This window comes from Pseudomonas sp. BNK-7, from assembly GCF_048072025.1.
In the GTDB taxonomy this organism is placed as follows: Bacteria; Pseudomonadota; Gammaproteobacteria; order Pseudomonadales; family Pseudomonadaceae; genus Aquipseudomonas; species Aquipseudomonas danubii.
In genome coordinates, this window is sequence record NZ_CP182252.1 from 720,414 (window position 1) to 745,417 (window position 25,004).

At 61.2% G+C, this 25,004-nt stretch carries 24 protein-coding genes and 1 pseudogene; 13 read left to right on the forward strand and 12 right to left on the reverse strand.

The window, feature by feature from the left end; translation table 11 throughout:
- Nucleotide 1: 1 nt before the first annotated feature.
- The 9 genes from ssuB to argE all read right to left on the reverse strand — a co-directional run bounded on the left by ssuB (nucleotide 2) and on the right by argE (nucleotide 10,116).
- Nucleotides 2-808, reverse strand: coding sequence for an aliphatic sulfonates ABC transporter ATP-binding protein (gene ssuB / locus ACMGF8_RS03365; RefSeq protein ID WP_416758683.1), 807 nt, complete (start codon nucleotides 806-808; stop codon nucleotides 2-4).
- Entirely contained in the window at nucleotides 805-1,593 is a 789-nt protein-coding gene (ssuC, locus tag ACMGF8_RS03370) for an aliphatic sulfonate ABC transporter permease SsuC (RefSeq protein WP_102862152.1), read from the reverse strand. The genes ssuB and ssuC overlap by 4 nt, the downstream gene beginning before the upstream one ends.
- Before the next feature lie 9 nt (nucleotides 1,594-1,602).
- Nucleotides 1,603-2,751, reverse strand: a complete 1,149-nt coding sequence (ssuD, locus tag ACMGF8_RS03375) for an FMNH2-dependent alkanesulfonate monooxygenase (RefSeq protein ID WP_102862153.1) — start codon at nucleotides 2,749-2,751, stop codon at nucleotides 1,603-1,605.
- Between the two features lie 24 nt (nucleotides 2,752-2,775).
- Nucleotides 2,776-3,741 carry a sulfonate ABC transporter substrate-binding protein gene (locus ACMGF8_RS03380; protein WP_102862154.1) on the reverse strand — a complete coding sequence of 322 codons (966 nt, stop codon included), beginning with the start codon at nucleotides 3,739-3,741 and terminating at the stop codon, nucleotides 2,776-2,778.
- 90 nt (nucleotides 3,742-3,831) lie between these two features.
- Nucleotides 3,832-4,425 carry an NADPH-dependent FMN reductase gene (ssuE, locus tag ACMGF8_RS03385; protein WP_102862155.1) on the reverse strand — a complete coding sequence of 198 codons (594 nt, stop codon included), beginning with the start codon at nucleotides 4,423-4,425 and terminating at the stop codon, nucleotides 3,832-3,834.
- A gap of 312 nt (nucleotides 4,426-4,737) precedes the next feature.
- Entirely contained in the window at nucleotides 4,738-5,376 is a 639-nt protein-coding gene (locus ACMGF8_RS03390; protein WP_102862156.1) for a peroxiredoxin, read from the reverse strand.
- 274 nt (nucleotides 5,377-5,650) lie between these two features.
- Nucleotides 5,651-7,024: an OprD family porin gene (locus tag ACMGF8_RS03395; RefSeq protein WP_102862157.1), complete on the reverse strand. Its 1,374-nt coding sequence runs from the start codon at nucleotides 7,022-7,024 to the stop codon at nucleotides 5,651-5,653.
- A 499-nt stretch (nucleotides 7,025-7,523) separates the two neighbouring features.
- Nucleotides 7,524-8,822, reverse strand: coding sequence for an amino-acid N-acetyltransferase (gene argA / locus ACMGF8_RS03400; RefSeq protein WP_102862158.1), 1,299 nt, complete (start codon nucleotides 8,820-8,822; stop codon nucleotides 7,524-7,526).
- A 136-nt stretch (nucleotides 8,823-8,958) separates the two neighbouring features.
- Nucleotides 8,959-10,116 carry an acetylornithine deacetylase gene (gene argE, locus ACMGF8_RS03405; protein ID WP_102881220.1) on the reverse strand — a complete coding sequence of 386 codons (1,158 nt, stop codon included), beginning with the start codon at nucleotides 10,114-10,116 and terminating at the stop codon, nucleotides 8,959-8,961.
- A gap of 159 nt (nucleotides 10,117-10,275) precedes the next feature.
- Between argE and ACMGF8_RS03410 the strand changes: the two genes are divergently transcribed.
- Nucleotides 10,276-11,643 carry an inorganic triphosphatase gene (locus ACMGF8_RS03410; RefSeq protein ID WP_102862160.1) on the forward strand — a complete coding sequence of 456 codons (1,368 nt, stop codon included), beginning with the start codon at nucleotides 10,276-10,278 and terminating at the stop codon, nucleotides 11,641-11,643.
- A gap of 9 nt (nucleotides 11,644-11,652) precedes the next feature.
- Here ACMGF8_RS03410 and ACMGF8_RS03415 read toward each other — a convergent pair whose 3' ends face one another.
- Nucleotides 11,653-12,123 (reverse strand): Lrp/AsnC family transcriptional regulator, encoded by a 471-nt coding sequence (locus ACMGF8_RS03415; RefSeq protein WP_065902318.1) that lies wholly within the window; start codon nucleotides 12,121-12,123, stop codon nucleotides 11,653-11,655.
- Nucleotides 12,124-12,247: 124 nt separating this feature from the next.
- Between ACMGF8_RS03415 and ACMGF8_RS03420 the strand changes: the two genes are divergently transcribed.
- The 7 genes and pseudogenes from ACMGF8_RS03420 to ACMGF8_RS03450 all read left to right on the forward strand — a co-directional run bounded on the left by ACMGF8_RS03420 (nucleotide 12,248) and on the right by ACMGF8_RS03450 (nucleotide 18,063).
- Complete coding sequence (locus ACMGF8_RS03420) at nucleotides 12,248-12,577, forward strand: hypothetical protein (RefSeq protein ID WP_102881221.1); 330 nt, start codon at nucleotides 12,248-12,250, stop codon at nucleotides 12,575-12,577.
- 111 nt (nucleotides 12,578-12,688) lie between these two features.
- Nucleotides 12,689-14,467 carry a GspE/PulE family protein gene (locus ACMGF8_RS03425; protein ID WP_416758689.1) on the forward strand — a complete coding sequence of 593 codons (1,779 nt, stop codon included), beginning with the start codon at nucleotides 12,689-12,691 and terminating at the stop codon, nucleotides 14,465-14,467.
- A 506-nt stretch (nucleotides 14,468-14,973) separates the two neighbouring features.
- A pseudogene (locus tag ACMGF8_RS03430) lies at nucleotides 14,974-15,300 on the forward strand (HAMP domain-containing protein); the annotation flags it as partial.
- A 141-nt stretch (nucleotides 15,301-15,441) separates the two neighbouring features.
- Nucleotides 15,442-16,155 (forward strand): methyl-accepting chemotaxis protein, encoded by a 714-nt coding sequence (locus tag ACMGF8_RS03435; RefSeq protein WP_371826187.1) that lies wholly within the window; start codon nucleotides 15,442-15,444, stop codon nucleotides 16,153-16,155.
- A gap of 138 nt (nucleotides 16,156-16,293) precedes the next feature.
- Nucleotides 16,294-17,214 carry an SPFH domain-containing protein gene (locus ACMGF8_RS03440; RefSeq protein ID WP_102862164.1) on the forward strand — a complete coding sequence of 307 codons (921 nt, stop codon included), beginning with the start codon at nucleotides 16,294-16,296 and terminating at the stop codon, nucleotides 17,212-17,214.
- A gap of 10 nt (nucleotides 17,215-17,224) precedes the next feature.
- Entirely contained in the window at nucleotides 17,225-17,674 is a 450-nt protein-coding gene (locus tag ACMGF8_RS03445; protein ID WP_102862165.1) for an NfeD family protein, read from the forward strand.
- A 71-nt stretch (nucleotides 17,675-17,745) separates the two neighbouring features.
- Complete coding sequence (locus ACMGF8_RS03450) at nucleotides 17,746-18,063, forward strand: DUF2388 domain-containing protein (protein WP_016966055.1); 318 nt, start codon at nucleotides 17,746-17,748, stop codon at nucleotides 18,061-18,063.
- Nucleotides 18,064-18,135: 72 nt separating this feature from the next.
- Here ACMGF8_RS03450 and ACMGF8_RS03455 read toward each other — a convergent pair whose 3' ends face one another.
- Nucleotides 18,136-18,810, reverse strand: coding sequence for a TetR/AcrR family transcriptional regulator (locus tag ACMGF8_RS03455; RefSeq protein WP_416758692.1), 675 nt, complete (start codon nucleotides 18,808-18,810; stop codon nucleotides 18,136-18,138).
- Between the two features lie 142 nt (nucleotides 18,811-18,952).
- Between ACMGF8_RS03455 and phlG the strand changes: the two genes are divergently transcribed.
- Nucleotides 18,953-19,837 carry a 2,4-diacetylphloroglucinol hydrolase gene (gene phlG / locus ACMGF8_RS03460; protein WP_416758694.1) on the forward strand — a complete coding sequence of 295 codons (885 nt, stop codon included), beginning with the start codon at nucleotides 18,953-18,955 and terminating at the stop codon, nucleotides 19,835-19,837.
- A gap of 52 nt (nucleotides 19,838-19,889) precedes the next feature.
- Here phlG and ACMGF8_RS03465 read toward each other — a convergent pair whose 3' ends face one another.
- A complete protein-coding gene (locus ACMGF8_RS03465) occupies nucleotides 19,890-20,492 on the reverse strand; it encodes a TetR/AcrR family transcriptional regulator (protein ID WP_102862169.1) in 603 nt (200 codons plus the stop codon).
- A 463-nt stretch (nucleotides 20,493-20,955) separates the two neighbouring features.
- Between ACMGF8_RS03465 and ACMGF8_RS03470 the strand changes: the two genes are divergently transcribed.
- The 4 genes from ACMGF8_RS03470 (at nucleotide 20,956) to ACMGF8_RS03485 (ending at nucleotide 24,981) form a co-directional block, all read left to right on the forward strand.
- Nucleotides 20,956-22,044 (forward strand): hydroxymethylglutaryl-CoA synthase, encoded by a 1,089-nt coding sequence (locus ACMGF8_RS03470; protein ID WP_102862170.1) that lies wholly within the window; start codon nucleotides 20,956-20,958, stop codon nucleotides 22,042-22,044.
- Nucleotides 22,045-22,073: 29 nt separating this feature from the next.
- Complete coding sequence (locus tag ACMGF8_RS03475; RefSeq protein WP_102862171.1) at nucleotides 22,074-23,270, forward strand: thiolase family protein; 1,197 nt, start codon at nucleotides 22,074-22,076, stop codon at nucleotides 23,268-23,270.
- A 12-nt stretch (nucleotides 23,271-23,282) separates the two neighbouring features.
- Entirely contained in the window at nucleotides 23,283-23,723 is a 441-nt protein-coding gene (locus ACMGF8_RS03480; RefSeq protein WP_102862172.1) for a Zn-ribbon domain-containing OB-fold protein, read from the forward strand.
- A 208-nt stretch (nucleotides 23,724-23,931) separates the two neighbouring features.
- Nucleotides 23,932-24,981, forward strand: a complete 1,050-nt coding sequence (locus tag ACMGF8_RS03485) for a type III polyketide synthase (RefSeq protein WP_102862173.1) — start codon at nucleotides 23,932-23,934, stop codon at nucleotides 24,979-24,981.
- The last annotated feature ends 23 nt before the right edge of the window (nucleotides 24,982-25,004 follow it).

Consider the following 25,004-nt stretch of genomic DNA (forward strand, 5'->3'; position numbering starts at 1 on the left):
TTTAAAGAGCCCAGCGCAACTGCGTGGGCAAGGGTGAAACGGGTTCCGGCTCCGGCGGTGAGCCTGGCAGTGACAGCACGCGATTGAGGACTTCGGTTTCCAGGGCCGCCAGGCGATGGGAACCGCGCACCCGCGGGCGTGGCAGCTCGACGTGCAGGTCAAGGCCCACCTCGCCGTCCTCGATCAGGATCACCCGATCGGCAATTGCCACGGCTTCGCTGACATCGTGGGTCACCAGCAATACGGTGAAGCCATGTTGCTGCCATAAACGTTCGATCAACTGCTGCATCTCGATCCGGGTCAAGGCATCCAGTGCTCCCAGCGGCTCGTCCAGCAGCAACAGTCGCGGCTGGTGAATCAGGGCTCGCGCCAAGGCCACCCGCTGCTTCTGGCCACCTGACAGCGCCGCCGGCCATTCATGGGCGCGATCGGCCAGGCCCACCGCCTCAAGGGCTTCCAGGGCCTGGGGCCGCCAGTGGCCCTTGAGGCCGAGCCCAACGTTGTCGATGACTTTCTTCCAGGGCAGCAAACGCGCCTCCTGGAACATCAGCCGGGTGTCTTCGATGGCTGCGCTCAAGGGCGCGGAACCGGCCAGCAACTCACCGCCCGAAGGCTGGTCGAGACCGGCCAGCAGGCGCAGCAAGGTGCTTTTGCCGCAACCGCTGCGGCCCACCACAGCCACGAACTGACCGGCAGGAATGTGCAGATCGATTTCCCGCAGCACCTGCCGCGTCCCAAAGGTCTTTTGCAATTTGCGCACGGCCAGGGGAATGCCCCGCAGCAGCCGTGGAGGTTGTTGAGCCGTCATTGGGCATCTCCCCTGGCCACTTGATAGGCCGGATGCCAGCGCAGCCAGACTCGTTCCAGGCCCCGCGCCGCAAGGTCTGCAAGCTTGCCTAGCAGCGCATACATGACGATGGCCAGCACCACCACATCGGTCTGCAGGAACTCCCGGGCATTCATGGCCAGATAGCCGATGCCGGAGCTGGCGGAGATGGTTTCCGCGACGATCAGGGTCAGCCACATGAAGCCCAGGGCAAAACGCACGCCCACCAGGATCGAGGGCAAGGCTCCCGGCAGGATCACTTGGCGAAACAGCGCAAACCCCGACAAGCCATAGCTACGGGCCATTTCCACCAGCGCCGGATCGACGTTGCGAATGCCGTGGTACGTGTTGAGGTAGATCGGAAACAGAGTGCCCAGCGCCACCAGGAAAATCTTCGCCGACTCGTCGATGCCGAACCACAGAATCACCAGGGGAATCAGCGCCAAGTGCGGTACGTTGCGGATCATCTGCACCGAGCTGTCCAGCAAGCGTTCACCCCATTTCGACAAGCCGGTGATGAAGCCCAGCACCAGGCCGATACCGCCACCGATGACAAAGCCCAGCCCCGCACGCCAGCCACTGATAGCCAGGTGGGTCCAGATATCACCGCTGCGGACCAGGCTGATCCCGGCTTCGATCACCGCGCTGGGAGCCGGCAGGATGCGGGTCGACAGCCAACCCGCCGACACCGACAGTTGCCACACCGCGAGCAACAGCAACGGCAGCCCCCAGGGCGCCAGCCGATGCACTATGCGTTGTCCATTCATGGCCGCACCTCAGCTCTGGGACGCGGCTTTGGGAAGGATGTCATTGGCGACCATCTCCCCGAACGGGCTGACGTAACCGGCGGCTTCGGGCAGCTTAGGCCGTTCGATATCCAGGTGCGGAAACAGCAACTCGGCCACGCGATAGGACTCTTCCAGGTGTGGATAACCGGAGAAGATGAAGGTATCGATGCCCAGGTCCGCGTACTCTTTCATCCGCGCCGCCACCGTAGGGCCGTCGCCCACCAGTGCGGTGCCGGCCCCGCCACGCACCAGACCCACCCCGGCCCAGAGATTGGGGCTGACTTCCAGCTTGTCGCGACGCCCCCCATGCAGGGCCGCCATGCGCTGCTGGCCCACGGAATCGAAGCGCGCCAGGGACGCCTGGGCCCGAGCGATGGTGTCGTCGTCCAGATGGGAAATCAGGCGCTCGGCGGCCTGCCAGGCCTCGGCATTGGTTTCGCGCACAATCACGTGCAGGCGGATGCCGAAGCGCACGGAGCGTCCGAGCTTGGCTGCCTTGTCCCGCACTTGCTGGATCTTCTCGGCCACGGCGGCCGGTGGCTCGCCCCAGGTCAGGACCATGTCCACCTGCTCGGCGGCCAGATCCTGGGCGGCTTCCGAAGAGCCACCGAAATACAGCGGCGGACGCGGTTGCTGCAGCGGTGGATAGAGCAGCTTGGCGCCCTTCACGCTGATGTGTTGGCCGTCATAGTCCACGGTTTCGCCTTCCAGCACCCGGCGCCAGATACGGGTGAATTCCACGGAGGCCTGGTAACGCTCTTCATGGTCGAGGAACAGGCCATCGCCGGCCAGTTCGTCCGGATCACCCCCGGTCACCAGGTTGAACAGCGCCCGGCCACCGGACAAGCGATCCAGGGTTGCCGCCTGACGCGCCGCCACCGTCGGAGAAATGATCCCGGGGCGCAGGGCGACCAGGAACTTCAGACGCTGGGTCACCGGAATCAGCGAAGCCGCTACCAACCAGGAATCCTCGCAGGAGCGCCCGGTGGGGATCAGCACCCCGCCAAACCCCAGGCGGTCGGCGGCCTGGGCGATCTGCTGCAGGTAGGCATGATCCACGGCGCGAGCGCCTTCGGCGGTGCCAAGGTAATGGCCGTCGCCGTGGGTGGGCAGAAACCAGAAGATGTTGAGGCTCATGGAGTTGTCTCCTAAGGGGTCGATTTACGGCGCTTTGGCCACGGCGGCAGGGGGCGTCCAGATCACGTCTTTGATGCTCAGCGGCTTGGGAATCAGCTTGAGCTGATAGAAGCTGTCGGCAATTTTCTGCTGCGCGGCGATCACTTCCGGGGTCAGGAAGGCCGCACCGTAGCCCTGGCGTTTCACCGAGGTCAGGGTGATGTCGGTAGACAGACCCAGCAGCGGCGCCACTTGCTGGGTGACCTCCTGCGGGTTGGCCTTGGACCACTCGCCCACGGCCCGCACTTCTTCCACCAGGGCCTTGATCACCTCGGGGTGCTGCTGTGCGTAGGGTTTGGTCGCCAGGTAGAACTGGTGGTTGTCGACGATGCCACTGCCGTCACGCAGCGTGCGTGCCTGCAGTTGCTGCTCGGCTGCCGCCTGGTAGGGGTCCCAGATCACCCAGGCGTCGACGCTGCCACGCTCGAACGCCGCTCGGGCATCGGCCGGAGGCAGGAACACGGTCTGGATATCGCTGTACTTGAGGCCGGCGTCTTCCAGGGCGCGGACCAGCAGGTAATGAACGTTGGAGCCCTTGTTCAGCACCACTTTCTTGCCCTTGAGGTCCTGCACCGACTTGATCGGCGAGTCCTTGGGCACCAGGATCGCTTCGCTATGGGGCGCCGGTGGTTCGTAGGCCACATAGAGCAGGTCGGCACCGGCGGCCTGGGCGAACACCGGCGGGGTTTCGCCGGTCACGCCGAAGTCGATGGAACCGACGTTCAGCCCTTCCAGCAACTGCGGACCACCAGGAAACTCGGTCCACTTCACGTCCACACCCTGCTGTGCCAGGCGTTTTTCCAGGGTGCCCTTGGCCTTGAGCAGCACCAGGGTGCCGTATTTCTGATAACCGATACGCAAGGTCTCGGCTTGAGCTTGAACAATGGCGCCGAAGGACACAGCCGCAGCAAACAGAGCGACCAGACCGCGACGCAAAATGACAGGGCGCATGGCGCTCTCCTTTTTGCTGTGGGGTTGTGGCTGCACCTGCTTGCCCGTTGGCGGGCGAGTAAGGCCAGTACTTCAAATCAGGGGTGTGGCTCAAATGCTCCAGCGAGCACTCAACAGCCGTTCATTCAATACATGCGGGTCCAGCGGTTTGGGGCGACGGGCCATGGCGCTGTGAAACTGCTCCAGAGCCTCTTTCAAACGCAGCTCTAGAGCCTCGGCCAGCTGCGGCTGCACACTGCCTTCGCCATAAGCGATCTGGCTGTCCTCGGCAAAGATGCCCTGGAGCATTTCCTGAGCCTTGAGTGCCGAGAGCACAGGCTTGAGGGCGTAATCCACCGCCAGCATGTGGGCGATGCTGCCGCCTGTGGCCATGGGCAGCACCACCTTGTGGCTCAGTGCGCGTTCCGGCAGCAGATCGAGCAGGGTTTTCAGCGCCCCGGAAAACGACGCCTTGTACACCGGTGTGGCGATCAGCAGGCCGTCGGCCTGTTCAATGTGTTGCAGCAGGTTGATGACCATGGCGCTGTCAAAGCGAGCGTGAAGCAGATCCTCGGCCGGGAAGTCCCGCACCTGGTAACTGACCACTTCCACGCCTTGTTGCTGCAACCAGCGCTTGGCCAACTCCAGCAGCACCCCGGAACGGGAGCGTTGGCTGGGACTGCCACCGAGAGAGACCACCAGCATGCAGGGGATTCCTTGAACAAGATAAAGCGATTCGCGGGATGCGATCTCGCCGGACTGGACAGACCTTAACAGTCTATTTTTATATCCATAAATCTTATTTATTCATTTGTTTATTCCTTAAATGAATATAAGGAACGATGATTTCCAGGCAAAAAAATAGGCCGTCGAAACGGCCTTAAAACCCCTGCTTTGTGGTTCTGTTACCTCGGCGCTCTGCGTAGGAACGGGCTTGCCTGCGAAAGGCTGCGCAAAACCTGCACCGGCCTCACCACCGCCTTCGCCGGCAAGCCGGCTCCTACAGCGGTGAGTGGGTCAGCGATTGGGCTGCGGCGTCAGGCGCAGGTAAGGCTTCACTGCGCGATAACCTCTGGGAAAGCGGCGTTTGATCTCTTCCTCGTCCTTGAGCGAGGGCACTATCACCACCTCGTCACCGTCCTGCCAGTTGGCCGGAGTGGCCACTTTGTAGTTGTCGGTGAGTTGCAACGAGTCAATCACCCGGAGAATTTCGTGGAAGTTGCGCCCAGTACTGGCGGGATAGGTGATGGTCAGGCGAATCTTCTTGTTCGGGTCGATGACGAACAGCGAACGCACGGTCAGCGTGTCGCTGGCATTGGGATGAATCAGGTCATAGAGGTCCGACACTTTGCGATCGGCGTCCGCCAGGATCGGAAAATTGACGATGGTGTGCTGGGTTTCGTTGATGTCTTCGATCCAGCGGTGATGGGAATCCACCGGGTCCACCGACAGGGCAATGGCTTTGACTCCGCGCTGAGCGAACTCGTCCTTGAGCTTGGCGGTGAAACCCAGCTCGGTGGTGCACACCGGCGTGAAGTCTGCGGGGTGGGAAAACAGCACGCCCCAGCTATCGCCCAGCCACTCGTGGAAACGAATCTTGCCGGCACTGGAATCCTGTTCGAAGTCGGGGGCGATGTCGCCCAGTCTGAGGCTCATGGGGTGCTGCTCCTGTGAGTGCGTGATGGAGCTACTCTGCCTGCACCGGAGCTTATTTAAAAAGAATAAATATCGATTTATTCATAACCAAATTGAATATTAAAAATCTCTTCACTGGACGCGCGCGCAGGCGAAGACCACCCTTCTCAACAAGGTTCGAGAAGGCCTTGAGTAGCTGTACAAAGAGGGGGATTCAGGAAGGGCTCACGGGGGTGGGCCTGACTTGAAGCAATACCTCGCCCGGCATTGCGCCGGGCGAGGCTTTATCACGCTATTACAACAGCGGGATCGAGTAGCTGACGATCAGACGGTTTTCGTCCTGATCGCGCTGGCCCGGGATGTCATTACGCCACATGGCGTTCTTCCAGGTCAGGCCGAGGTTTTTCAACGGACCTTCCGGAATCACGTAGGCAACGGTCAGGTCGCGTTCCCACTCGGAGCGGCCAGTGGCCGAAACTGTACGTTGAGGAGTGGTAGACCCCACCTTGCCGGATGTATCGATGTTGTCGCCACGCAGGTAAACCACACCTGCGGTCAGACCTGGCAGACCCACTTTGGCGAAATCGTAGGAGTAGCGAGCTTGCCAAGTGCGTTCGCCGGCACGGGCGAATTTCTGGATCTGCATGTCGGTGGTCAGGTAAGCCGACGAGCCGTCACCCTGGTTCAGCCAAGGGAAATCGCTGTCACCGTTGCTGACCTGATAGCCGCCGCCGAAGGTGTGGCCGGAAACCGAGTACAGGAACAAGCCACTGAGCAGACGGTTATCAACCTTGCCCTTGGTGATGCCAGTGCCGTAGTCACCGGTGGTGTAGTAAGCCGAGTCGTGGCCATTGGCACCGTCGTTACGGCTGTTGAAGTAGCGCAGGTCAGACTTCAATACGCCCGGGCCGATAGCCCAGTTGTGCAGCAGGCCCACGAAGTGCTGTTTGTAGAAGTCTTGCAGGTTGCCGTAGTAGTACTGAGCCGTCAGGTCTTTGGTGATTTTGTAGTCACCGCCACCGTAGATGAACTTGTTGCTATCACGGCCTGCTGCTGTGTGAGCATTGGCGCCAGCAATGGACAACTCTTCGTTGTTGCTGGAGTTACGACCTTTGGCGTGCTCGATCTGGCCACCGACCAGAGTCAAATCCTTGATCTCGTTGGTAGTGATCTGGCCGCCCTGGAAGGTTTGCGGCAGCATGCGACCATCGTTGGTCACGATAACCGGCAGTTTTGGCTGCAGGGTGCCCAGCTTCAGTTCGGTCTGCGAGACCTTGGCTTTGGCAGTCAGGCCCAGGCTGGAATAGTTATCAACGGCTTCGCCATTAGACTTGCTTGGGAAGACGGTGCCGCCATAGGAAGTGGAGGTGGCGCCGTTAGTACCGCCGCCCGAGTCCAGCTTGATGCCCAGCAAGCCGATTGCATCCAGACCGAAACCGACGGTGCCCTCGGTGTAACCGGAAGTGAAGTTGAGTTGGAAGCCTTGGCCCCACTCTTCCTGCTTACTCTGGGCACCCGCAGCTTTGGCATCGCCATCGCGGTTATCGGTATTGATGTAGAAGTTGCGCAGCCCCAAGGTAGCCTTGCTGTCTTCGATGAAACCGGCGGCGCCTGCCTGCTGCGCCAAAACCCCTACGGCCACAGCCAGGGCCAAGGTGGACTTGTTCATGTTTCGCTCCTCTCGTTTCTAATTCTTGTGGTTCCTGGCCCCAGATCGAACGCCCGGGTGCCACAGATGCGCGATTAGCGCCAGACCGTGACCGACAAGTCAATCGTAACTATCTATGTCTACGACCATGGTCTAATCGCAGTGATTTGGTCCATGCAGGGTAATGAATTACTCATAAACCCAAAAAGAATTGTTTAGTCCTTTTTCATGCTTTTCAGGAATAACGCTAGCCACTGTAAAGCCGAGAGTCCCGGCCTAGGCACTCGCAAGCTTATTTCTGAAAATTTTTCCCCGATTCAGCCCTTCAAGGTCCTCCCCGCGCCAGAGGCGTAAAACGTCATGGAGGATCGAAAAAGCGACGCATCATGGCTAAGAGCCTATCCTCCCGTCAATTTGTTACAGTTTTTGTGTCGAAATGAAATTTTTCTGACATGTGCAGAAAACGACAACGCCTCGATCCTGGGGTCGAGGCGCTGTGTATTGCAGAACAGAAATGGACTCAGAGGGCCTTTTCGAAGATCTTCGAATTGCGCTGGTAGTTGTACAGCGAGGCCCTGGCCGACGGCAGACGTTCGACGCTGCTGGGCACAAAACCCCGCTCGCGAAACCAGTGGGCGGTGCGGGTAGTGAGGACGAACAAGGTCTTCAACCCTTGAGCACGGGCCCGGGTTTCAATCCTTTCCAACAGTTCATCACCGCGCTTGCCATGACGATACTCCGGGTTCACCGCAAGGCAGGCCAGCTCGCCGGCGTCGGAGTCGGCAATCTGGTACAAGGCAGCGCAGGCAATGATCATGCCCTCGCGCTCGACCACGCTGAACTGTTCGATCTCACGCTCCAGCACCTCCCGGGAGCGCCGTACCAGGATGCCCTGTTCTTCCAGCGGGCTGATCAGATCCAACAAACCACCGACATCTTCAATCGCCGCCTCGCGCACCCGCTCGAATTGCTCTTGGGCCACCAGGGTGCCGCCGCCATCACGGGTAAAGAGTTCCGTCAGCAGGGCGCCATCTTCGGCATAACTGACGATGTGGCTACGTCCCACACCCCCACGACAGGCCTCGGCAGCGGCATCCAGCAGTTCGGCCTGGTAATTGCTGCCCAGACGCTGCAAGTGGGCCGGAACCTGTTGCGGGCGCAACTCGCGCACCAGCTTGCCGTTTTCATCCAGCAGCCCCGGGTCGGCACCGAACAGCAGCAGCTTGTCGGCCCCCAGATCGATGGCGGCGCGAGTGGCCACGTCCTCGCAAGCCAGGTTGAAGGTTTCGCCAGTGGGCGAATACCCCAAAGGCGACAGCAGCACGATGGAGCGCTCGTCCAGCAGGCGATTGATGCCCTTGCGATCGACCCGACGCACTTCACCGGTGTGGTGGTAGTCGACACCTTCCAGCACGCCGATCGGACGGGCCGTCACCAGGTTGCCGCTGGCGACCCGCAACCGCGAGCCCTGCATGGGCGAGGAGGCCATGTCCATGGACAGACGCGCCTCGATGGCAATGCGCAACTGGCCCACGGCGTCGATCACGCACTCCAGGGTCGCCGCGTCGGTAATCCGCAGGCCGTGATGGTAATGGGGCGCCAGACCGCGAGCCGCCAGACGGGCTTCGATCTGTGGCCGTGAACCGTGCACCAGCACCAGGCGAACCCCCAGGCTGTGGAGCAGCACCAGGTCGTGGACGATATTGCCGAAGTTGGGGTGCTCAACGCCGTCGCCGGGGAGCATGACCACGAAGGTACAGTCACGGTGAGCGTTGATATAGGGAGACGCGTGGCGGAGCCAATTGACGTATTCGGGCATGAACCTGAGCCTGTAAATAAAAAGCAGCCTATAAAAGGACGAAACGGAAAACGCACAGCGGGCTGATGGTTATCGTCGGAACAGGCTTGGCAACACGCTTACTCTCCTCATGGGTACGGATCAGGACGCCGGTAATTTACTGAAATTGGGCCGGCGTCAGGCAGTAATGTTCAATCAACTCTCGTAGCAACTGCACAGTAGGCTGCAAGCGTGACATTTCGAGGTACTCCCCAGGCTGGTGGGCGCAGGCAATATCGCCCGGGCCCAGCACCAGCGTCTCGCAGCCAAGGCGCTGAAGATAAGGCGCTTCAGTGCCAAACGCTACTGCTTCGGCACGATGCCCAGTAAGCCGCTCCGCCACCCGCACCAGCTCAGCGTCCTCGGGCTGCTCGAACGGCGGCACCGCAGGGAACAGCGGCGCATAGTCGATCTGCACTTCATGCCGCTCGGCAATGGGTTGAAGTTTCTGCCGGATCGCCTCGCGCAGCACTTGCGGGTCCATGCCCGGCAAGGGACGCAGGTCGAACTCCAGGGAGCACTGGCCGCAGATACGGTTGGGGTTGTCGCCACCGTGGATGCAGCCGAAGTTCAAGGTCGGTTGCGGCACGCTGAACTGTGGATTGCGGTACTCGCGCTGCCACAGCAGCCGCAACCCCCGCAGTTCACCGATGGCGTCGTGCATGGCCTCCAGAGCGCTACGCCCCAGGCGCGGGTCAGAGGAATGACCACTGCGCCCGAGGATATCGATGCGCTCCATCATCACCCCCTTGTGCAGGCGGATCGGCTTGAGGCCCGTGGGCTCGCCGATCACCGCCGCGCGCCCCAGGGGCCGCCCGGCTTCCGCCAGGGCCCGAGCACCGGCCATGGAGCTTTCTTCATCACAGGTCGCAAGGATCAGCAGCGGCTGCTTGAATGGCTGCTCCAGCAACGGTCGCACCGCTTCGATGATCAAGGCGAAAAAGCCCTTCATGTCACAACTGCCCAGACCGACCCAGCGGCCGTCGACCTCGGTCAACTTCAGCGGATCGGTCTGCCATAAAGCGGCATCGAACGGCACCGTATCACTGTGCCCGGCCAGTACCAGGCCACCGGGACCGCTACCGAAGCTGGCCAGCAGATTGAACTTGCCGGGGCTGACCTGCTGGATATCGCAGGCAAAACCGAGGTCGCCAAGCCAACTGGCCAACAAGTCGATGACCGGACGGTTGGACTGGTCCAGCGCCGCTTGAGTGCAGCTCACCGACGGCGCGGCGATCAGTGCAGCGAACTGATCTTTCATGGACGGCAATGGCATGAACTGGCTCCGCAAATCCCAAGATGAGGACCATCATAGAGGCATCTTGTGAGAGGAAGGAACCGTCGTGGCGCCTCCGGGCGCCTGGTCCTGTACACTGCACGGCCTTGGCAGCCAACTCTTCCCCCGGCTGCACTCCCGATCCTGGATTTTCCGGCCATGCAGAAAGAAACCGAAATCAAACTCCGCGTCAGCCGCGAAACCCTCGCCGCCCTGCGCGAGCACCCGCTACTGAAAAAACGCAACAAAAGTGGCTGGGAACGCCGTGAGCTGATGAACCAGTACTTCGACACCCCAGAGCGCGATCTGGCCCGGGCCAAAGTCGCCCTGCGCCTGCGTCGTGACGGTGACGCAGTGATCCAGACCCTCAAGACCAGCGGCCAGAGCGTTGCCGGCCTGTCCGAGCGCAACGAGTACGACTGGTCGTTGGCCAAAGCCAAGCTCGACGTGAAAAAACTCGACGGCGAATGCTGGCCCGAAGCCCTGGCCGAGCTGGACAAAAAGACCCTCAAGCCGCTGTTCACCACCGACTTTGTCCGTGAACGCGCGGAAATCGCCTGGGGCCGTGGCAAGGCCAAAGTGGTGATCGAGGCGGCCCTGGACCTGGGCCAGGTGATCGCCGGCAAGCACAAGGAAGAAATCTGCGAGCTGGAGCTGGAACTGCGTGAAGGCGAACCCGCTGCTCTGCTGGAACTGGCGGCGGAGCTGGCCCTCACCCTGCCCCTGATGCCCTGCGACATCAGCAAGGCCGAGCGTGGCTATCGCCTGTTCGATGCCGGTAGCTACTCCTTGAGCCTGCCGGCGCCACAACTGAGCGCCGAAACCCCGCTGGACGATGCCTTCGCCGCCCTGGCCTGGCACCTGCTGGGCAGCAGCCAGCGCCTGGCCGAACAGTATCGCTTCAACGGTCACTGGCGCCTGCTGCAGGACTGGGTGGATAACCTCGCCGAGCTGCGAGCTCTGGCCAGCAGCCTGGGCCAAGCGGCGCCACGCCAATCCACCGCTGAGCTGCGTAGCGCCCTGGATGCCCTGCTGGAAGACTGGCGTCCGCTGGTACAAGCCGGCCTCGACGATGAAGACGTGCGCAAAGCCGCGCCGGAGCAGTTCATCGAGGAACTGCAGGACGTACGCTGGGGCCTGTTCTCCCTGAACACCTCGCGCTGGCTGCTGGCCCGAGCCTGGACCGCCGAGCGCAACACCCGTGGCAACCGCCAGGGTGCAGCGCAACTGGGCAGCTGGCTGCCACGCCTGCTGGCCGAGGAAGCGACCTCCCTGCAACTGCCGCGCTACCAGCAGCAGCCGGAAGATCTGGCCGAGCAGTTGCCGCGGATCGAACGTATCCAGGCCTGGCTGCACCACGCCCGCGCCGCGCTGGACATTCCGGAGCTGGACCGCCTCTACGGTGAACTGAACAAGCTGGCACAACTGGCCAACGAGCCCATTACCGACGAAGCCCTCGATGCCCGCAAGCAACAGGCCATCGCGGTGTTCCAGAACCGCGCCTGGAAAACCCTGCTGCGCATGTAAGCCGCCCCCTCAGCGCAGTACCGGCAGGCTGGTGGTGGACTTGATCTCCGACAGGGCAACGATCGAGTTCACCTCCTGAATGCCGGGCACCATGGACAGTTTCTCGAAGAAAAACCGCTCATAGGCTTCGATGTCCGCGGTCACGATGCGCAGCAGGAAATCCACCGCCCCCATCAGCACATAACACTCCAGCACCTCCGGAAAACCGCGAATCGCCTCGGTGAACTCGGTGAAGTTGGAGCGTCCGTGGGCGTTGAGCTTGATCTCGGCAAAGATCTGCGTGTTGAGGCCGATCTTCTTGCGATCAAGCAAGGTCACCTGGCCACGGATCACCCCCTCTTCCTTCAAGCGTTGAATCCGCCGCCAGCACGGTGACTGGGACAAGCCCACCTGTTCGGCAATCTGCGCACTGGAAAGTGACGCGTCCTCTTGCAGCAACGCGAGTATCCGGCGGTCGTAGGCGTCCAGCTCGCTATGCATAATAAATTCCCTTATCTATAGAAACTTGAATCAAACAATTCTACTTTCATGAATTCCGCTCAATCTTAGATAAGAAATACCCGAAACCGAATGTAAAAATTTCTCCACTGATCTGGAGACTGCCATGCCCCATCTCGAACCCGCCCCTGGCCAATCATCCCGCGCCGATGTCTGGAACCAGAACAATGTCCACTGTCGCGTGCACTATCAGATGACGGCCGAGGCCGAAGCCGATGTCCTGTGTCGGGTGCTCAACCACTTCGCCCTGCAATTTCTGGTGCCCCAGCGGGTCACGGTGATCCAGCAAGACGCCACGCTGCACATCGACGTGGAACTCGACGGCCTGAGTTGGCACCGGGCTCGGGTGATCGGCGACAAGTTGCGCAACCTGATCAGCGTCTGCTCGGTAGAACTGGAACGGGCAGAGCCGGCGCAACTGCAGGCCGCTGGCTGAGGCCGGAAAAACCCTGCAACCCTTGGCAGGCGGCGGCCTAGTCTGGCGGGGCTATTCTTGGCCATTTGTGGTCAGAGACCCGCGTCTGGACAACAGCCCCGAGGAGCCCCCATGGCTGCCGCACACATTGCCCAGGATCACTGGCTGGACCTCAGTGAGCTGCTGCGTGAACTGCTGGCCCAGGGCCGCATCAGCCAGGATGCCGCCGAACAGGCCCTCAGCACCCGACGTCATGGCACCAGCCCCCCCTTGCATCCCCTGGAACTGATTGCCAGTCAGCATCTGCCGGACTTGCAGCGTCCCGGCCAGCATCTGGACCTGGACAGCCTCACCGCGTGGCTGGCCCGGCGCGCCGGCCAGCCCTACCTGCGCATCGACCCGTTGCAGATCGACGTCGCCAGCATCACCCCGCTGATGTCCTGCGCCTTCGCCCAGCGGCACAAGATCCTCGCCGTGGCGGTGGATGCCCAAAGCGTCACCGTGGCCAGCGCCCAGCCCTATGTCAGCGCCTGGGAGGCCGATCTGGCCCATGTCCTCAAGCGCTCGATCCACCGGGTGGTGGCCAGCCCGGTGGATATCCAGCGCCTGACCCTGGAGTTCTATCGCCTGGCCAAATCGGTCAGCGGGGCCAGCAGCGAGCAAAGGACAAGCGGCCCGGGCAACCTCGAGCAACTGCTCAAGCTCGGGGCCAGCGACCAGGAGCCGGATGCCGACGACGCCCACATCATCAACATCGTCGACTGGCTGTTTCAGTACGCCTTCCAGCAACGGGCCAGCGATATCCATATCGAGCCCCGCCGCGAGCACGGCACCCTGCGCTTTCGCATCGACGGGGTGCTGCACGGCGTCTACCAGTTCCCGCCCCAGGTGACCCTGGCCATCGTCAGCCGCCTCAAGAGCCTGGGACGGATGAACGTCGCGGAAAAACGCAAACCCCAGGATGGCCGGGTCAAGACCCGTACTCCAGAAGGCAGCGAGATCGAGTTGCGGCTCTCGACCCTGCCCACGGTCTTTGGCGAAAAGTTGGTGATGCGCATCTTCGACCCGCAGGTGCTGCTCAAGGATTTCGATCAGTTGGGCTTCGGCGCCGACGACTTGAACCGTTGGCAAGCCATGACCGCGCAGGCCCACGGCATCATCCTGGTGACCGGCCCCACAGGCTCGGGCAAGACCAGCACCCTCTACACCACCTTGAAAAAGCTCGCGAGCCCCGAGATCAACCTGTGCACCATCGAAGACCCGATCGAGATGATCGAGCCGGCGTTCAACCAGATGCAGGTGCAGCACAATATCGACCTGAGTTTTTCCAGCGGCGTGCGTGCGTTGATGCGCCAGGACCCGGACATCATCATGATCGGCGAGATCCGCGACCTGGAGACCGCCGAAATGGCTATCCAGGCTGCACTCACCGGGCACCTGGTGCTCTCCACCCTGCACACCAACGATGCCCCCGGAGCCATCAGCCGCCTACTGGAACTGGGAGTGCCTCACTATCTGATCAAGGCCACCCTGATCGGCGTCATGGCCCAACGCTTGCTGCGTACCCTGTGCCCCCACTGCAAGGCGCCCGCCGCCCTCGCCCCGGATGACTGGCAGAGCCTGACCTCCCCCCGACAATTGCCGCTCCCGCCCCTGAGCAAAAAGGCCGTGGGCTGCGCAGAGTGCCGTGGCACCGGCTATCACGGACGTACCGGCGTCTACGAAATCATGCCCTTGAGTACCCCGCTCAAAGCCCTTGTTCGAGACGACCTCGACCTCGCCGGCCTGCGTCGCCAGGCTTGCGACGACGGCATGCGCAGCCTGCGCCTGGCCGCCGCACAAAAGCTTGCCGATGGCCTGACCAGCCTGGAGGAAGTGCTGCGGGTGACACCTCAAAGCGAAAACCAGTAACCAGACCCCGCTCGCCCGGAGGCGAACCCCAAGTGCTGGGCTACGCTTTAACCACCGCCAAGACAAGCAGGAAGCCAGGCATGAATATTCGTCACAACATGATCGCCTCCGGGGTTCTCAGCCTGCTGGCCATTGCCCTGGTAGCCGGCCTCGGCCTCTGGGGACAGTCACGCCTGGCCAAGGCCCTGCATGACAATGAAGTCAATGCCAGTGCCCTGCGCAATCACCTGGAAGCCGACATGATGCACGACGCCCTGCGGGCCGATGTGCTGGAGGCTCTGAGCAGCCAGCCTGGCGACAGCGCGGCCGCAGAGGAGGTGCGCAACAGTCTGCGCGAACACGGCGATTGGTTCCGCAAGGCCCTGGCGGAAAACGCCCGGCTGCCCCTGGCGCCGGATATCCGCGATGCCATCAGCGAGTTGCAGCCAGTCCTGGAAAGCTACATTCATGCGGCCGAAAGCATCGCCGAACAGGCCCTCAAGGACCCCCAGGCCGCGCGCCTGCAAATGCCGGAGTTTTCTCAGCGTTTCAGTGAAGTGGAGACCCGCAACTCGGCACTGAGCAGCAAGATCGAAGCCGCTACCGCACAGACCAGCGCAGACAGTGAAACCGCCGTACGCCAAGCCGCCTGGTGGCTGATCGGCGGCAGTCTGATTGCCGCCCTGGCCCTGTGCCTGTTGACCCGCCAGTTGCTCATCCGGGTCCTCAAGCCCCTGGAAAAATCCGTCGCCACGGCCCGGGCCATCGCCCAGGGCAACCTGACCATGCCCATCAGTGTCGACAGCCGGGACGAAGCCGGCCAGTTGCAACAGGCCCTTGGCGAAATGCAGGACAACCTGCGGCAGATGATCACCACCATCCGCCATGAGAGCGAGGAGTTGCGGGGGCGTTCCCACAGCCTCAGCGACACCTCGCTGGGCATCGCCGACGGCGCCACCGAGCAGGCCGACGGCGCCACCGACATGGCAGCAGCCATGGAGCAGATGATCAGCAACATTGCCCAGGTCGCCGAGCACGCCCGCAACGCCCAGGGCATTGCCGCCCAGTCCGAGTCCCTGGCCGGCAGCGGCGGCCAGGTGATCCTCGGGGTCGTGGACGGCATGAGCCACATCGCCGAGGCGGTGAACCAGTCGTCCCAGAGCATCACCGCCCTGGGCCAGTCCTCGGAGGAGATCCATTCGATCATCCAGGTGATCAATGGCATCGCCGAGCAGACCAACCTGCTGGCCCTGAATGCCGCCATCGAAGCGGCCCGGGCCGGCGAGGCCGGACGCGGATTCGCCGTGGTCGCCGACGAGGTGCGCAACCTGGCGGCGCGCACCGCGCAATCCACCCGGGAGATCACCGGCATGATCGAGCGCATCCGTGAAACCACCGAGCAAGCAGTGAGCAGCATGCAAACCGGGGTCAGCCGGGTCAGCGACGGGGTGCACATGGCCCAGCAGGCGGGGACTTCGATCAACGAGATTCGCCAGGGTGCCCAACGTTCGGCGCTGATGGTGGAAGAGATTTCCCACACCATCGGCGAGCAGTCCAAGGCCAGCAGCGAAGTGGCGCAACGGGTGGAAATGATCAGTCAGGTAGCCCGGCGCAACAGCCAGGCCATGCGTGAGCTGACCCAAACGGTGGAGCAGATGGAAAACTCTGTGGCGACCCTGCAAACCTCGGTCACCCGCTTCCAGCTTTGAACCTTGCGGCGTGCCCGAATCGCGCCGGTGATGTGTGTCCTGATGATGCAAGGACCAAGGTATGCCGGCGCCGGGCCGGACACCGCCGTACACTCGTGCTCCTCGAGCCCTTGAGCAATGACTGAACAGGTGAATGTTATGCAGATCGGAAGCGTACTGTTACTTTTTGTCGGCCTCGCGGTGGCCCTGGTGTTCATGGGGTTCAAGGTCGTGCCCCAAGGCTACCAGTGGACAGTGGAGCGCTTTGGTCGCTACACCAACACCCTCAAGCCGGGGCTGAACATCATCATTCCGGTGATGGACCGCATCGGTCGCAAGATCAACGTCATGGAAAGCGTGCTGGACATTCCCCCTCAGGAAGTCATCACCGCCGACAACGCCACGGTGCAGATCGACGCCGTGTGCTTCTTCCAGGTGGTCAACACCGCCCAGGCGGCCTACGAGGTCAACAACCTAGAGCACGCCATCCGCAACCTGCTGCAGACCAATATCCGTACCGTGCTCGGTTCCATGGAACTGGACGCGATGCTGAGCCAACGTGACGGCATCAACGAGAAACTGCTGCGAACCGTTGACGAAGCCACCGCGCCCTGGGGAATCAAGATCACCCGTATCGAGATCAAGGACATCAGCCCGCCTGCCGACCTGATGGCGGCCATGTCCGGGCAGATGAAGGCCGAACGGGTCAAGCGCGCCCAGATCCTCGAAGCCGAAGGCCTGCGGGCAGCGGCCATTCTGACCGCCGAAGGCAAGAAGCAGGCGCAGATTCTGGAAGCCGAGGGTGAACGTCAGGCAGCCTTCCTTGAGTCCGAAGCCAGGGAGCGCCAGGCCGAAGCCGAGGCCCGGGCGACCCAGGTGGTATCCGAGGCGATCGCCAGCGGCAACGTCCAGGCGATCAACTACTTCGTCGCGCAAAAGTACATCGATGCCCTGGGCAAGCTGGCGTCGGCCAACAACAGCAAGGTGATCCTGATGCCACTGGAAGCCAGCCAGGTGATAGGCGCCGTGGGCGGCATTGGCGAAATCGTCAAGGCCACGTTCGACGGCAAGAAGGTCTGAGGCCCGATCCATGTTGGCATTCCTGCACGCCCTATCGTTCTGGGACTGGCTGGCCCTGGGCACCGTATTGCTGATTCTCGAAGTGTTCGGTGCCGGCGGCTACCTGCTGTGGATCGGCCTGGCGGCTGCCGCCGTAGGGGTCCTGACCTTTCTGATTCCCGGCCTGACCTGGGAGGTGCAGTTCCTCCTGTTCGGCCTGCTATCGGTGCTGACTGCCCTGTACTGGTGGCGTCGCCAACGCAGTGTGGTGCGCCCCAGCGACCAGCCGAACCTGAACCTGCGAGGGCAGGAGCTGGTCGGCAAGACCTTCGTGGTGCATCAGGCGATCGTTGACGGCCGTGGCCGGATCAAGGTCGCCGATGGGGTGTGGATCGCCAAGGGCGCCGACGCGCCTGTGGGCGCCCGGGTGCGTGTGATTGGCCAGGAAGGCGCCATTCTGCTGGTCGAAAACCTTGACTGATGGGTCACGGAACTCCGCTGGGGTATCTAGAATCAAACGGTGCAGATAACCCCCAGTTGGAGTCACCCATCATGCGTCTGAAAATAGCTGTCGCCACCCTTGCCCTGCTTTCTCTTCCCGTTGGTTCGGCAATGGCCGACACCTTCTGGCGTAACGTCATTTCCTCCGGCGCCACCACCGGCTCCACTTACCTGACCTTCAAGGATCACAAGCTGATCGTCGCCGCCCAGGACGACGCCGGCAGCTTCGTCGCCAGCGAAGGCAGCATTCGCGGCCCGTACCTGGAAGCCGCGATGCAGAAAGTCCGCGCCGACAATCCCGGCCTCAAGGCCACTGATATGGAACTGGCCAACGCGATCCTGGCGAAGAACGCCGTCGCACAGGAGTAAGGATCGTCCCAGGGATGGCTGACAGAAAGCGCCGACCTCAGGGTCGGCGTTTTTTTTCGCCCGAATGACACGCTAGGCTCTGCCAGAAGCCAGGGCCACCGCCGCCAGGCCAGCCAGGGCATAGCTCATCATGTGCTCGATCAGGGCCGGCGGGTCCAGCTCCAGGCCGGGCAGTACGTTGCGCGCCAGCGGCTGATGGGCGATCAGCAGGAACAGGCAGGGCGCGAACACACTGACGGCACTGCGCAACGTGGCCGGATCTTCCGGCGACAGGTGCATGATTTGGCCGAGAATGGTGCGCACGATCTTCGCCTTGGGGAACGCCTGCTCCTCCAGGACCGCCGGCAGCACCGACGAAGGCGACAGCAGCTCGCGGGTCAGCACTTTCAGTGCCCAGCCCTCGCGCTGATTGTTCAGCCCCTCGATCAGCACAGTGATGATCGCCCGCAGCTTGTCTTCGGCACTGTCCTGGCTCTCGCTCAGGCTGATCATGGTCTCGATCCGCACCAGGCGATCGTGGGCTTCGCGCAGCACCGCCCGGTACAGGCCGTCCTTGTTCTCGAAGTGATAGTTGACCGAGGCGTTGTTGGCCTTGGAGTTTTCGCAAATCTGCTTGCTGGTGGTGTTGGCGTACCCCAGCTCGGCAAAGAGCTGGCCAGCCGTTTCCAGGATCTGCTGGCGAGTTGCCTGGCCATCCTGACGCGGCGCACGGGCCGCAGCAGGCGGCGGGGAAGCGGAAACGACCATAGACGCTCTCACTAAGTTAAATTCAAATTTGACTTTTGTTTATGGACTGCTTAGCTAAAAAGCGCCAGTTTCTCGTTCAACTCCGCGAGCGGATTGCACGAACGTGGCGGCTACTCGTCAATTCACGCCAAAGGATATCAGCATGGAAGCGCGCATCATGACTCCCTTCACCTACTTCTCACTGCCCATGCAGAAGCTCTTCCTGCGTAACCAGGTGGCAATCCGAAACAAGCCCTACGCCAAGTATTTCCGCTCGGAAATGCGCGTGCCGCTGTCCGCTGTACGCAAGATCCAACAAGGCCCGATGGACCTGAAAGACACCCTGACCCCAAGCGTCGAGGACATCAATCGTCTGCTCGACCCGGACTTCGTCAGTGAGGAGTCCGGCTACGCCCTGATACCGGGGCCGATGGCTTATGTGCAAAGCCGCAAGTTCTTCCCCGGCTGCACCGCACAGATGTTCAAGTGGTGGTTCATGTGGCACCCGGCGGAATCGGAGCGCTATACCCTGTGGTTCCCCTACGCCCATGTCAGCAACCCCTGCGTGAACCATCAGCGCCTGAGCGACGAATCCTTTAGCTTCGAGGAGCGGCTGTATGGCAACACTTTCTGCGCATCGGAGTATGTCGGCGATCGCCTGATGCACTTGCACATCGATTTTCAGGAACCAGCCAGCCTGGGCCTTGACCCTGACCTGTATCGCGAAGCGAAAATCGACGGCAGCGTCAGTGCCTTGATGAGCCTGGCCGATCACCCAGAGGTGCCGGTGTCATTGATGGTGCATCTGTTCAAGGAGGTGCCGGGCGGCATGTACCTGACCAGCCGTTACTGGGTCGGATCGCACCCATCGATGGCCCGCTTTCCCGGAGCTGAAAAAGCATCGGCGCTGCTCAAGGAAAGTGGCTTTGGCGAAGCCGAGCTGGAAACCCTGGCCTATGAATTTGCCGTGCACGATATGTGCGAGTTCAATCATCTGGCCAGCTTCCTGCCGGACCTGTATCGGGAGTTCGGCGCGACTTCAGCCTGAAACAACAGCCATTAAGCCCGCACAACTCAAGGGCTTAATGGCTGGCAATGAATCAACGTGGCGTATCAGGACAAACACCGTTGATCAGCAGAGAAGTGAACTCCTCAATGTCCTGTTCCGCCGTCAACTGCTCGGTCAGCAACCGATACCAGCAAAAACCAAAAATCATATCCAGCAGCAATTCACGGTTGGTGTCCTTGGGGAGCTCGCCATTGCTGATGGCATTTTCCACCAGCTTTTTCGGCAACTCCCTTCTGCGCTCCATGAATTGATCCTTGAGCTGGGTCAATGTTGCTGGATCCAACTGCGCTTCAGCGATGACACAGCGGAAAGCCTCTCCGCATATGGTTTCTCGCCAGACTTTCCAGAGATTGCGTAGCAAAAAGTCGAGATCAGCCTTGAACGAGCCGAGATCAGGAAATTTCCTGACCTGTTCACTCTCGTTTTCATAAACTTCCGCGATCAATGCCGCCTTGTTCGACCACCACCGATAGATCGTCGGCTTGCTGGCACCCGCCCGGCGGGCGACGGACTCGATACTAAGCCCGGAATAACCGCATTCCTTAAGGATTTCGATGGTGGAACTGAGGATGGCTTTATGGGTATGGGGACTTCGCAACGAGCCGATGGAGCTGCGAGATGGGGTACGAGCCACAATAAAAAATCTCCAGGCAGGGCGCTTGACAAACGCAACGCAGGGTATAGGATTCCTCCGAATCGAAATGAAACGGTCCGTTTCGTTTCATTCTTAAAAGAATCATGAACTTCTTGCACCGATCTATCTAGTTTTTAAAGTATCTCATTAGGGTTGAGTAAATCAGGCCCTGCAACTGCGAGTCCCTCGGATTCGAGGCTGCGGCCCGCTTCCCAAAAAGAGACTAGATCGTCTGAAATTATTACTAAACGAAACGTTCCGTATCATAACATAGAGAGGTTAAGAAAAACAGCTTTCGAGTGGGTTTTCCCCTATTCGGAGTCTGCTGTCCCCCCCCCTCTGGGCCGCCGGTTTATGCGGTGTCGCCACGAGACAGACAGCAAAATTGTTTTCCGTATGTTTCAAGGGTGCTTCTGAGCAGGCACGACCCAGTTTTCTCAAAAAGAATGGAATCAAGAGGAAAATGAACGTGAAAAAAGTAGGCATTGTCAGCTATGGCGCGGGTATTCCGGTATGCCGCCTCAAAGTCCAGGACGTGATCAACGTCTGGAAAAACACCGAGCTCAAGCTGGTCGAGGAAAACCTCGGCGTCACTGAAAGAGCCGTGCTGCAGCCCGATGAAGATGTCATCACCCTCGGTGTGCTGGCGGCGCAACGGGCCCTGGATAAAGTCCCCGGCCATGAGCTCGAAGCCCTGTACCTGGGTACCTGCACCAACCCCTACGACTCACGAGCCTCGGCCTCGATCATCCTGGAAATGCTCGGCAGCGGTTACGACGCCTATTGCGCCGACGTGCAGTTTGCCGGCAAGTCCGGCACCTCCGCCCTGCAGATCTGCCAGGCCCTGGTGGCCTCCGGCATGACCGGCAGCGCCCTGGCCATCGGCGCCGACACCATCAACCGCAACACCGCGCCGGGCGACCTGACCGAGTCCTATGCTGGAGCCGGCGCCGCCGCCCTGCTGATCGGCAATCAGAACGTCATCGCCGAGTTTGACGGCAGTTTTTCCTGCGCCGCCGATATCGCCGACAACATCCGCCCCCAGGGCGATCGCTACATTCGTTCCGGGATGGGCCTGGGCTCAGACAAGAACAGCATCGGCCTGGAAGATCAGACCCGCCGCGCTGCCGAGGGCCTGATGGCCAAACTGCGCACCAGCGCCGCCGACTATGACTACGTGGTGTTCCAGCAGAACCTGGTGTCCACGCCCTATTCCCTGGGCAAGCACCTGGGTTTCAACACCAAGCAGATCGAACCGGGGATCTACGCCGGCGATGTGGGTGACACTGGCGCCGCCAGCCCGCTGCTCGGCCTGATCAACGTGCTGGACCAGGCCCGTCCGGGGCAGAAGATCCTCATGGTGTCCTATGGTTTCGGGGCCGGCAGTGACGCCATCGCCCTGACCGTCACCGACGCCATCGAGCAGTACCAGAAGCACAACACGCCCCTGCGCGAACTGCTCGAAGCCAAGACCTATGTCGATTACGGCACCTCCATCAAGTACGAGTTCAAGTACCTGCGGGCTGACTACGCCCTGACCGCCTACCTCTGATTACGCCTGTCTACGCAAGGAGCATGTACATGTGCGCACGTCGTGTTGCAATCGTTTCGGCCGCCTATACGCCGAAGCCCGGAAGTTCACGAGTTCGGCAGACGTTCAAGGAAATGATCGTCGAGTCCGCCTATAAAGCCCTCAAGGACGCCAAGATGCACCCCCGGGAAATCCAGGGGGTCGCCTATGGTTATCACGGTGAAGGCATTTCCGAATATGGCGGCCTGGGGCCGACCATTTCCGACGCCCTGGGCATCAGCCCGGCGCCGACCTTCATGAGCACCGCCAACTGCACCAGCAGTTCGGTGTCGTTCCAGATGGGTCACCAGATGGTCGCGTCCGGTGAGTACGACATCGTCCTGTGCGGCGGTTTCGAGAAGATGACCGATCACTTCAACTACGCCGAGTACATCGGCTCCAGCACTGAATGTGAATACGATTACTTCCTCGGCATCTCCCATACCGACGCCTTCGCCCTGGCCACCGCCGAGTACTTCCAGAAGTTCGGCTACGCCGGTCGCGAGGCTGATGTACTGGCCACATTTGGCCGGCAGATGCGCATCTATGCCCACAACACCCCGACCGCCACCCGCTATGGCCAGCCGATTCCCACCCTGGAAGCGCTGAAGAACAGCGAAGCCTGCGGTTCGATGCTGGCCTGGGGCGAAGCCAGTGGCTGCGCCATCCTGGTGGCCGAACACCTGGCCCACAAGTACACCGACAAGCCGGTGTTCGTGCGCGGCTGTGCCTACACCGGGGTCTCACACTACTTCGGCACGCGCTTCCACAATCCGACCCTGCATCACCCGGGCCTGCCCAAGGACGTGGGCATGGCCGTCTCGGCCAACTCCATCGCCTGCGCGGAAATTGCCTACAAGAAAGCCGGGATCACCGCCAAGGACATCGACGTGGCCCAGGTCTACGACCTGCTCGGCGCCGGGCTGATCCAGATGGAATCCATGGGCATCTGCGGCAAGGGCCAGGCCGGCGACTTCGTACTCGAAGGCGGCATCGCCCTGGACGGCCAACTGCCACTGAACACCGACGGCGGCAACATCGGCCGCGGCCACGCCTCGGGCTGCGACGGCATCCTGCACATCACCGAGCTGTTCCGGCAGCTGAGGGGTGAATCCGACAACCAGGTCAAGGGCGCACGCATCGGCGTGTCGCAGAACCTTGGCGGTTATGCGGCGCACAACTCAGTGATTGTCCTCTCGAACGACTAAGGAGCCCGGACCATGTCCATGTACCCAGAACAGATCCACAGAATGACCACTGCCAGCATGCTCCGCGAATGGCGCGAGCATGGCGGCAAGTACCGCCTCGAAGGCAGCCAGTGCGAAGAGTGCAACGAAATCTTCTTCCCAAGGCGCACCGTCTGCGGCGCCTGCAATTCCCTGAGCGTGAAGCCTTACCGCTGCAAGCGCACGGGCAAGATCGAAGTCATGGCCCACGCCGAGAACCCGGTCCTGGCCGCCATGGGTTATGGCGAAACCGTGCCGCGCGTCATGGCCATGGTGCGCCTGGATGACGGCCTGGTGATTGCCTCGGAGATCGTCGATGTCTGCGATCCACAGCAGCTGAAAGTCGGCGCGCCAGTGCGCATGGTGATTCGCAAGCATGTGCGCGAAAGCAACCTGGCCTGGCAATACGCTTATAAGTTCGTACTGGATATATAAGTTGTTGTTCAAGGTGCCTTTATATAAGGCACCTTGAAGTTAGCCATTAAAATAAAATCCAACTTAAAAGTTACATCAACGGCCGCTTCACGCCTCGAAGTTGCCTTAAGGCCCTGATTTCCTTTAGGGCCTACAGATTCCTGTGCCTATGAACGGGGACTATCCCCACCCCTTAACTTATTGGCTTACTTAGAGCCAAGGACCCATCATGTCTACTCTTTGCCTTCCACACGTCATGTTTCCGCAACACAAGATCACCCAACAGCAGATGGTTGATCACCTGGAAAACCTCCACGCCGACCATCCGCGCATGGCCCTGGCCAAACGCATGATCGCCAACACTGAAGTCAACGAGCGCCATCTGGTGCTGCCGATCGACGAACTGGCGGTGCACACCGGCTTCACCCACCGCAGCATCGTCTATGAGCGTGAAGCCCGGCAGATGTCGTCGGCGGCGGCGCGCCAGGCCATCGAAAATGCCGGGTTGCAGATCAGCGACATCCGCATGGTGATCGTCACCTCCTGCACCGGCTTCATGATGCCGTCGCTGACCGCGCACCTGATCAACGACCTCGGCCTGCCCAATTCCACCGTGCAACTGCCCATCGCCCAGCTGGGCTGCGTGGCCGGGGCCGCGGCCATCAACCGGGCCAACGATTTCGCCCGGCTCGATGCTCGCAACCATGTGCTGATCGTGTCCCTGGAGTTCTCTTCGCTGTGCTATCAGCCAGACGACACCAAGCTGCATGCCTTCATCTCCGCGGCCCTGTTCGGCGATGCGGTGTCGGCCTGCGTGCTGCGCGCCGACGACCAGGCCGGCGGTTTCAAGATCAAGAAGACCGAGTCGTTCTTCCTGCCCAAGAGCGAGCACTACATCAAATATGACGTGAAGGACACCGGCTTCCACTTCACCCTGGACAAGGCGGTGATGAACTCCATCAAGGATGTGGCGCCGGTGATGGAGAAGCTCAACTACGAGACGTTCGAACAGAACTGCGCGCACAACGACTTCTTCATCTTCCACACCGGGGGACGCAAGATCCTCGACGAGCTGGTGATGCACCTGGACCTGGCCTCGAACCGGGTCTCGCAATCGCGCAGCAGCCTCTCGGAAGCCGGCAACATCGCCAGCGTGGTGGTGTTCGACGTGCTCAAGCGGCAGTTCGATTCCAACCTGAATCGAGGCGATATCGGCCTGCTGGCAGCCTTCGGCCCAGGCTTCACTGCGGAAATGGCCGTCGGTGAGTGGACCGCCTGACGGGAAAACCTGCGTCTGTCCGA